The following is a 7,852-nucleotide window of genomic DNA, read 5'->3' on the forward strand; positions in this document are numbered from 1 at the left end:
TCCGTTTTTTGATACTTTTTTAAATAAAATTGATTGTTCTTAATGTTTGTCCTTCCTTTTTTAATTGATTTAATATTTCATTTACTGATTCTATATCCAAATCGTACCAATCACCAAAAGCGATAATATCACCTGATACTTTTTTTCTATAAAATCAACTGTTAAAGTTATTTCTCTTGTTGACATTGGCGAACGTGCTTCTATTTGATATAAATCAAAATCATATTTTTGATGATTATTTATTCCTCTCATTTCTGTTACTGTCGCTTTTATAACTTTTAAAATATTACCTTCAAAATTTATTTTTTTTATTTTAATATCCACTTTAAAACTTCCTTTCTGATAAACTTACAAGCCTTAATTGGCTTGTAAGTATTTTTTTTCTTCTTTATCTTCCTTAACCTTTTGACTTCCATACATTCCCCTTATTGTGTCCATATCATAATTTTTTCGACTACGTTTTTTATAATCGCTTGGTGCTTTATACCATGCGTATTTTTTTGGTGAATAACGAAATTCTAGGGCTTTTATGTCGTCCTTATAAGGTTTTGTGTTGCCTGTTAACCATATAAAAGTTCCCACAATTTCAATTGATACACCGTCCATTTTCAGATTGAAAAGTTGATTTATAATGTCCTTAAATTGTTCGGGCGTTTCAGTCGTTTCTTTTGTATAGGTTTCGCCGTCTTTGTTCTTGTGAGTGTTTTTAAGTTTGCTAAACAGTTCGTCATATTCATTGTTCAAAATTTTCATTTCTTCTTCATTCCCGCCACAATCGGGGTGTAACTTCAAAGCTAACTTTTTGTAGGCTTTTTTCAATTCTTCCAATGTTTCAACGTTTTTAATGTATTTCATTTTTATCATTCCTTTTCTTTTTTATTTTTGGCTTTTTGACAACCATTTTTGTTAGGCGTTTGAGGAAGTGAAGCTGTTTTCCTCGAATGGTAAAAGCTGTGAATGTTCTACATATCTTGTTCCTTTCTTTTTTCGTTTAGGTGGTTCATTTTCGCCAGTGTGTTCGTGTCGTTTGCTGTGACGAGAACGCAACATAGACACAAAGAAAACACAAGGGCGAGCTTGCTCGTTTATATACCCTTGTGTTTTCGACTGGATATGTTAAGGTAACAAACAGTAAGTGACACGTTACAGACTGCAAAATGTACCAACTGAAAAAAGAAAGTATCTGAGGTAGAGTAACGAACGGTTAGCTTTTACCATTCGAGGAAAGGTGTTAGTCAAATACAAATATCTTTGCAAAGAAATAAGTTGGGTTTGGAACGAGGAGCAACTGCACCGCAAGTGGAACAACTTATTTTATCCTTCTTAGGTTTTTCTTTTTGGTGTTTTATCTAAAAGAAAAACCTAGCTTTTTTTGCTAGGCTTTTCTTTTACATTTCTTTAATTTTCAAATTTTTTATTTCCCACTCAAACCATTCGCTAAAATCTTGTTTAAAGCCGTTAATAGAATATTGCTCTTGTTCTTCTGCTTCTTTATCGTTTTGAGGGTCTAAGTAGGTCGGTTTATCTTTTGGTCTTGCGTATACACCTATCCATGTTTTAAAATCGCCCTCAAAACTGCTATCTATGATAAAGCCTTGCTCTTTTAGCTCTTCTCTTACTTGAGCTTTTAGATATTGCTGTTCTTGTGTTCCAAAAAACTCATTTTCTGTAAAATCTTCTAATTGTAATTTTTTTGTTTTTTCCATTTTCTTTTCCTCTTTTCTTTTTTTTGATTTTTAGTTTTTTGACAACCATTTTTGTTAGGCGTTTGAGGAAGTGAAGCTGTTTTCCTCATGTTTTTATAAAAAAAGAGTAGTTACCGTTTTTTGGTAACTACTCTTTTCCTTTTTTAAGGTTTAAAGTCCTGGAAGTTTAGGTGTTTTGGGTATTGGTGGTGTAGGTGGCTGCAAGCTTTCCAATTTTTGTTGAATTGCTTTAAATTCAGGGGTTTCTTGGTGTTGATTTTGAACCATTTTTTGCTCTATTCTCTCCAAAGTCGGTTGAATTTCTTTCCCTGATACTTTACGATTTAATTCTCTTTCTAAGGTCTCTTTCGGACTAATGGAAGGCATTTCTAAGCTTGAATAGAGTTTCACTCCTTCTCTATTGTAAAGCCTTATATCGCTAAATAAGCCCGTTTTATGAAGGGTTTCTAAATTGGTCGGTAAGTTTTTGACAACAATATCATGCGCTTGTTTTGGTGTTGCCCTAGCTGTCATTGGATCATCTGCATACATGGTTTCATATCGTTCAATCGTTCCTAAGTATGATTCAATTTTCGGTACTGCCATGACGTATATTTTTGTTTCATAACCTTTAGATTGAAGCATTGTGGCTGTTTGAATAGGAACGTCTGTTGTTCGTCCTGTTCCTTCAATCACTAAATTATAGCCTTGATCGCTTAAACGGCTAATAAGTGCTTCTGTCATGCGATTAGAATAAGGGGTAACGTGTTTTACTACGTCTTTTTCATAAAGTTTCACTAGTTCATCAAAATTAGGGTGCTGTTGTTTAAAGGTATCATTATCAATGACAATAACATTCCCTTGTGTTTCTTCAAAAATTGCTGATCGCAAACTGGTTTTCCCTGACCCTGGTTGCCCACCAAGTAAAAAAGCGGTTGGCGATTCAACCGCTTTTTTTCCTTGAACCAATTCTTCTAAATTATCATTTAAGCGATTCTCAAACTGTTTGTCAGTAAAATTGACTATATTTGCCATATTAAGCCACTTTCTCTTTATTCAAAACTTGTTTTGAGTAACGATTCATTGACCGCCAATACTCATGAACGGCTTGTAATTCTTCTAAAGAATATTCAAAAAGATTTACACGTTTTGCAAGCTTTAATTGGTTTAATAAATTGACTTCCAATAATTGAGAGTCATTTTTATTTAATTCATGATTCAAAACATAGTTTAATACTCGATTATAAACGCTTGCCGATAATTCGTTAATGATCTCTATTTCAAAAGTTTTTTCATACGTAACTGCCATTTCATTTTCACTCCTTTTAAAGTTTGTCAGGTAAATATTTCCGTATATATTCTTCTAAGGCTTGATCCATAACTTCTTTTACGTTTCCGCCATTCTTTGCTGTTTCGATTTTTATGATATGGTGCAAGTCGGCACGAACACGAACCGTCTTATCCCCCATTATATCTTTTTTTGCGCTGATTGGCGTATCATTTCGTTTTGCTTTCTGTGCGCCTAAATTTCCCACGATCGCTCACTTCTTTCTATTTCTTCTTACTATTTATTTTATCATCACCTATCACAAATCACAAGTGATTTGTGATTAATCACTTGTGATTTGTGATTTGTGATTCTATTCTTTTTCATTTTCTAATTGAATGATTCGCTCAATCATTTCAAAAAATACGTTCTCATACATAGACAAAACTTTTTTGTCATAGCCTTTGTGTTCTGTAATGCCATTTTTAGACCAAGTACTTACTTTATTACTTCGCTTGATAATATTTCGGAAAACCAAATTATCCTCTTTATGTTCTTTGTACAGTTCTTCCAGGTTTGATTTTATCGTTGCGCTGTCCGTATCAACTAAATAAGGAACAAAACCAATCATATCTAGTCCAGGGTTAAACTGTTCTTGCAAATCAATCAAATAGGAAATATAGTTTTGAATGTTGTTTGTACTTTCTTCTTCTGCTTGTAAAGGGATCATAACGTAATCACTCGCCACGATTGCATTATTTGTATAAACGCTTGGCGTTGGTACAGTATCAATAATAATAAGATCATAGTCACTTTTTAAAGGTGCTAAAAGAGTAGCAAGCAATCTACTTTCATTTTCAAACGTCCATGAGCGAGTTAATTTTGGCAGTAACATCAAATCAAACGTGCCAGGGATCAAGTCTAAATTATCAGTCAAATGAATAATAGAAGAAGCCAAGTTTCCATTTTTCAAGCCTTCATAAAAATTGACACGTGGCAATTCTACCTCAAAAGTTTTTGCTAAGTCTTTTGTCAATGTTGCCTGTAAGTCCTTATCGATCATTAAAACTTTTAAATTCAATTTGTCTGTCAAGTAAGCAAACATAGTCGATAATTTGGACTTTCCAACACCACCTTTAAAGTAATTATTCAAGATAATAATTGCTTCAGTTTTATTGTTTAAAATACGTCTTAATTCTTCAAGTATTTTTAGTTTTTCCTTCTCCATAACTACGCCCCATTCTTTTTTTGTATAGTAATATTGTATCATTAAGAATCACAAATCACAAGTGATTTGTGATTAATCACTTGTGATAAGTGATTTGTGATTAATATATAAAAGCCCTTTAAAGAGGGCTTTTATGTTTATTTTGAGAAAGATATAAAATCAATATATCCCTTTTCCCCAATTTTTACAACGGCATTGTAGGGCTTTTTCTCTTTGTTTTTGATTCCTTTTACCAGGGTTTCTTTTCCCTCCAGTAATTCTTTTACATTCGTTTTGGTTAGTTTTTTCTTTCTAAAATGTTCAGCTAAAGTAAACTTACATTCAGGATAATTTGAACAACCATAAAACGATTTTTTTAATACAATATTGTTGCCACACTTAGGACATTTTCCTACAATACTTTTTTCTGCTTCTTTTTCTTTCTGTTCCTGGTAATCAGAAAAATTTAGTTTTTCTATATCGTTAGGTACAGCTTCCAGTAAATGAACAATGAATTTTTTGATATTCGTAATAAAGTTCTCTTGATTGCCTTCTCTTTTACCGATTTTTTTTAAATACGTTTCCCATTTAGCCGTCATTTCAGCACTCGTTAAAAGGTGCTGACTTTCAACTGCCTGGCACAATAATTTTCCTTTTTCAGTTACAACAAGCTTATTCTTAATCACTTGGATATATTCTTTTTGTTTTAACGCTTCAATAATACTTGCTCTTGTCGCTTCTGTTCCAATCCCCTCAACTTCTTGTAAAATCTTGATTGCTTCTTCATCATCAACCGTTTTATTCGCCGTTTTCATAGCAGTTAATAATGTACCCTCTGTAAAAGCTTTCGGTGGTTGTGTTTCTTTTTCGGCACTCTTAACGTCAACCTCGGCATGTTCGCCAATGATAACCAAGGGTAACGTTTGAACGTCCTCTTTTTCTTCTTTATTTTGTTGTCTGAAAAGAATTTTCCACCCTTCTTGCTTTGGTGTCTTTCCGATCGATTGAAACAGCAAATCAGCTACTTTCGTTTGTATCTTGGTTTCTTCATACAAGTAATCAGGTAAAAACATGGCAACGGTCGTTTTAACGACTAAAGCATAAATTTTTCGTTGTAAATCGTCCATTTTCGCTAATGCAGATTCGGTAGGTACTTGTTTTGTTGGGATAATGGCGTGGTGTTCCTGTACCTTACTACCGTCCACATAACGCTTTCTAGGCTCTGTTTGAACCATTTCAAGATCAAGTCCTAAAAAACCGCTATATTTGCCAAAATTCGCTTTTAAATAAGCAAATTCGTTCTCTGTAATAAATGGTGTATCTGTTCTTGGATAACTCAATAATTTTGCTTCATACAGTCCTTGCATAGCTTTTAAAGTTTGGCTCGCTGTCGCTTTATAAAGCTGATTGACTTTTGATTGCAAACTACTTAAAGAAAACAAACTCGGACTATTCGTTTTCTTCTCTTTGGTTTGAACATCAGCAATTATCCCCTCTTGATTGCCTATTTTAGTTTGTTTAGAAGAAACAAAAGCTAAAAGCTCCTCTTGGGTTTTAAAACGCTGTGTGGGGCTTAGAACGCCCTTAAATGACCCTTGGTTTACTTTTATACTAGCTTCCACCTCGAAAAAAGGTTCTTTTTTAAAATTCTCTATGGCTTCCTGGCGCTGAAAAATAAGGTATAAGGTGGGCGTTTGAACACGTCCTAGTGAAAATGTACCTTGTACGCCCTTCTGTTGTAAATTTAACGTATACAAAGGGCTTGCGTTCATGCCGATCAACCAATCCGCAATTTGGCGTGTTTGCGCTTCTTGATAAAAGGGATAGTAATTCATTCCTGGTTGCAAATTTTGAAAACCGCTTCGGATCACATCTTTTTCTAAGCTATTGATCCATAGTCTTTTAAATGTTTTATCTTTTGAAAGGGCATTTGCTTTATGGATAATCGACCAGGCGATATTTTCACCTTCTCTGTCGCTATCTGTTGCAACAATAATTGTATTTGCCTTTTTGAGAAGTTCTGCAACAATTTTAAACTGCTTTCCCTTATCTTTTGCAACTTCAAAATCGTATCGATCAGGAAAAATCGGCAAAGATTCAAGTTTCCAATTTTGCCACTTTTCGTCATAATGACCTGGTTCTGCTAATTCCACTAAATGCCCAAAACCAAAGGTGATAAACGTTTCATCTGTAAATAGTGGGTCTTTGATCTCAAAATAACCGTCTTTTTTGGTGCTTTGTTTTAAAGCACTTGCGTAGGCTAATGCCTGGCTTGGTTTTTCAGCTAAAATAACCGTACTCATTAACTATCCCTCTTTTCATTGTTTTTTCTTTGATCTACTGTCACGTTATATCTTGCTCGATACCTTCTAAACGTTCGGCGATTAATTCCAGTTTGTTCTTCAACTTCTTTATCGGATAAACCATTCAAAAACAAATCGAAAGCATGCTTTAAACGTGGATCATTTTTTTTAAATTTCAGTTGCCGACCTTTGAATTTGCCTTTTTTTTTAGCAATTTCGATTCCTTGTGCCTGACGTTCCTTAATTTTTTTTCGTTCTGATTCTGCTTGATACTTGTACAATTCAATGACAAGGCTATTAATCAAACGCCTTAAATTTTCATCTTCAATACCATTCATTGAGGGTAAATTTAAGACTTCCAGGGTTGCCCCCTTAATTTGAATTTGATTCATCAATTCTGTTAATTCTTTATTATTTCGTCCTAATCGATCTAATTCAGTAACAATAACAATATCCCCTTCACGAATATAGTTAAGCATAGCTTGTAATTGTGGGCGTTCGACCGATTGACCGCTTAATTTGTCTGAAAAGACCTTAGAAACGCCCTGTAACGCTTGTAATTGCCGATCTAAGTTCTGTTCTTTGCTACTTACTCGTGCATACCCTATTTTAGTCATTAACATCTTTCCTTTTTTAAAAAAAGTTTTTTTAAATTCCACAAGCAAATATATAAGCTAAACTTATTTATTTAGTAGCTTTCCAAAAATAAAAAATGAAATTATCCATAAAACAACGCCAACTACCAAGAAGATCGCCAATAACTTTAAGAAATCAAAGATATTTGACAATGGAAACCACCCACTAATTATCAAACAAGGAAAAACTGTTATCAGCATTACAAAAAAGTGAATAATAGATTGCTGTGTTAAAGTTAAATTATCAATCTCATAAATCACGCTAGCAGCTGAAACTAATGTAATAATTATTCCTACTAGAAAAGTACTTTTTATTTGAAATGAGTTCAACTTCTGATAAACCATTATTAAAGATATTCCGCTCATAATTACAAAGGGAATAATTCCCCTTATGATTGCATCTATAATATATTTCATTTTTGACACCTCCACTCTAATTTTGCCCAACTTAAATGTCCTATTTGCTAATCCCAGTATACCACAAAAAATCAATACTTACTAAAAAGGACAATCAAGTATACTTTATTGACCTATAAAAGATAGCAACTAAAAAAATCAAGTGTTCGCTACGCTCTCACTGCCCCTCGACGTTTTAGTAGCCTTTCCCTCACTTCGTTCAGTCCAAGCCAACTAAAAATTTTCGGGCTACTCTCTCCTTTACCCTAAAAAAATAAATCAAAATGCAGTCTTTTAATCCCTTCTAGTTAATCAAACAAAAAACGAGAACGAAAAACAAAGGCCTCATCGTCGCAAAG

The 7,852-nt window shown here is 33.6% G+C and carries 10 protein-coding genes; all 10 read right to left on the minus strand.

Annotated elements, in window-relative coordinates; translation table 11 throughout:
* Positions 1-90: 90 nt before the first annotated feature.
* Positions 91-324 carry a hypothetical protein gene (locus DOK76_RS12065; protein WP_002332654.1) on the minus strand — a complete coding sequence of 78 codons (234 nt, stop codon included), beginning with the start codon at positions 322-324 and terminating at the stop codon, positions 91-93.
* A gap of 33 nt (positions 325-357) precedes the next feature.
* A complete protein-coding gene (locus DOK76_RS12070) occupies positions 358-855 on the minus strand; it encodes a DnaJ domain-containing protein (protein WP_002300565.1) in 498 nt (165 codons plus the stop codon).
* A gap of 533 nt (positions 856-1,388) precedes the next feature.
* The gene (locus DOK76_RS12075) at positions 1,389-1,706 is read right to left on the minus strand and encodes a hypothetical protein (protein ID WP_002300567.1); all 318 of its coding nucleotides are present in this window, start codon (positions 1,704-1,706) and stop codon (positions 1,389-1,391) included.
* A 150-nt stretch (positions 1,707-1,856) separates the two neighbouring features.
* On the minus strand, positions 1,857-2,720 hold the full coding sequence (locus DOK76_RS12080) for a zeta toxin family protein (RefSeq protein ID WP_206968142.1): 864 nt from the start codon (positions 2,718-2,720) through the stop codon (positions 1,857-1,859).
* A 1-nt stretch (position 2,721) separates the two neighbouring features.
* A complete protein-coding gene (locus DOK76_RS12085; protein ID WP_005237730.1) occupies positions 2,722-2,994 on the minus strand; it encodes an antitoxin in 273 nt (90 codons plus the stop codon).
* Positions 2,995-3,010: 16 nt separating this feature from the next.
* Complete coding sequence (locus DOK76_RS12090; protein WP_000527318.1) at positions 3,011-3,220, minus strand: peptide-binding protein; 210 nt, start codon at positions 3,218-3,220, stop codon at positions 3,011-3,013.
* Between the two features lie 105 nt (positions 3,221-3,325).
* The gene (locus tag DOK76_RS12095) at positions 3,326-4,222 is read right to left on the minus strand and encodes a ParA family protein (RefSeq protein WP_206968144.1); all 897 of its coding nucleotides are present in this window, start codon (positions 4,220-4,222) and stop codon (positions 3,326-3,328) included.
* A gap of 95 nt (positions 4,223-4,317) precedes the next feature.
* The gene (locus DOK76_RS12100; RefSeq protein ID WP_206968146.1) at positions 4,318-6,462 is read right to left on the minus strand and encodes a type IA DNA topoisomerase; all 2,145 of its coding nucleotides are present in this window, start codon (positions 6,460-6,462) and stop codon (positions 4,318-4,320) included.
* A complete protein-coding gene (locus DOK76_RS12105; protein WP_048602915.1) occupies positions 6,462-7,079 on the minus strand; it encodes a recombinase family protein in 618 nt (205 codons plus the stop codon). Before DOK76_RS12105 ends, DOK76_RS12100 begins: the two co-directional genes overlap by 1 nt.
* Positions 7,080-7,142: 63 nt before the next feature.
* Positions 7,143-7,514 carry a DUF3021 family protein gene (locus DOK76_RS12110; protein WP_012477193.1) on the minus strand — a complete coding sequence of 124 codons (372 nt, stop codon included), beginning with the start codon at positions 7,512-7,514 and terminating at the stop codon, positions 7,143-7,145.
* Positions 7,515-7,852 lie beyond the last annotated feature (338 nt).

Source organism: Candidatus Vagococcus giribetii (genome assembly GCF_017316185.1).
Lineage (GTDB): Bacteria > Bacillota > Bacilli > Lactobacillales > Vagococcaceae > Vagococcus > Vagococcus giribetii.

Coding starts and splice junctions, on each gene's coding strand:
- DOK76_RS12080 (WP_206968142.1), bottom strand. CDS start 2,720: ATGGCAAATATAGTCAATTTTACTGACAAACAGTTTGAGAATCGCTTA.
- DOK76_RS12070 (WP_002300565.1), bottom strand. CDS start 855: ATGAAATACATTAAAAACGTTGAAACATTGGAAGAATTGAAAAAAGCC.
- DOK76_RS12110 (WP_012477193.1), bottom strand. CDS start 7,514: ATGAAATATATTATAGATGCAATCATAAGGGGAATTATTCCCTTTGTA.
- DOK76_RS12095 (WP_206968144.1), bottom strand. CDS start 4,222: ATGATACAATATTACTATACAAAAAAAGAATGGGGCGTAGTTATGGAG.
- DOK76_RS12100 (WP_206968146.1), bottom strand. CDS start 6,462: ATGAGTACGGTTATTTTAGCTGAAAAACCAAGCCAGGCATTAGCCTAC.
- DOK76_RS12075 (WP_002300567.1), bottom strand. CDS start 1,706: ATGGAAAAAACAAAAAAATTACAATTAGAAGATTTTACAGAAAATGAG.
- DOK76_RS12105 (WP_048602915.1), bottom strand. CDS start 7,079: ATGACTAAAATAGGGTATGCACGAGTAAGTAGCAAAGAACAGAACTTA.
- DOK76_RS12085 (WP_005237730.1), bottom strand. CDS start 2,994: ATGGCAGTTACGTATGAAAAAACTTTTGAAATAGAGATCATTAACGAA.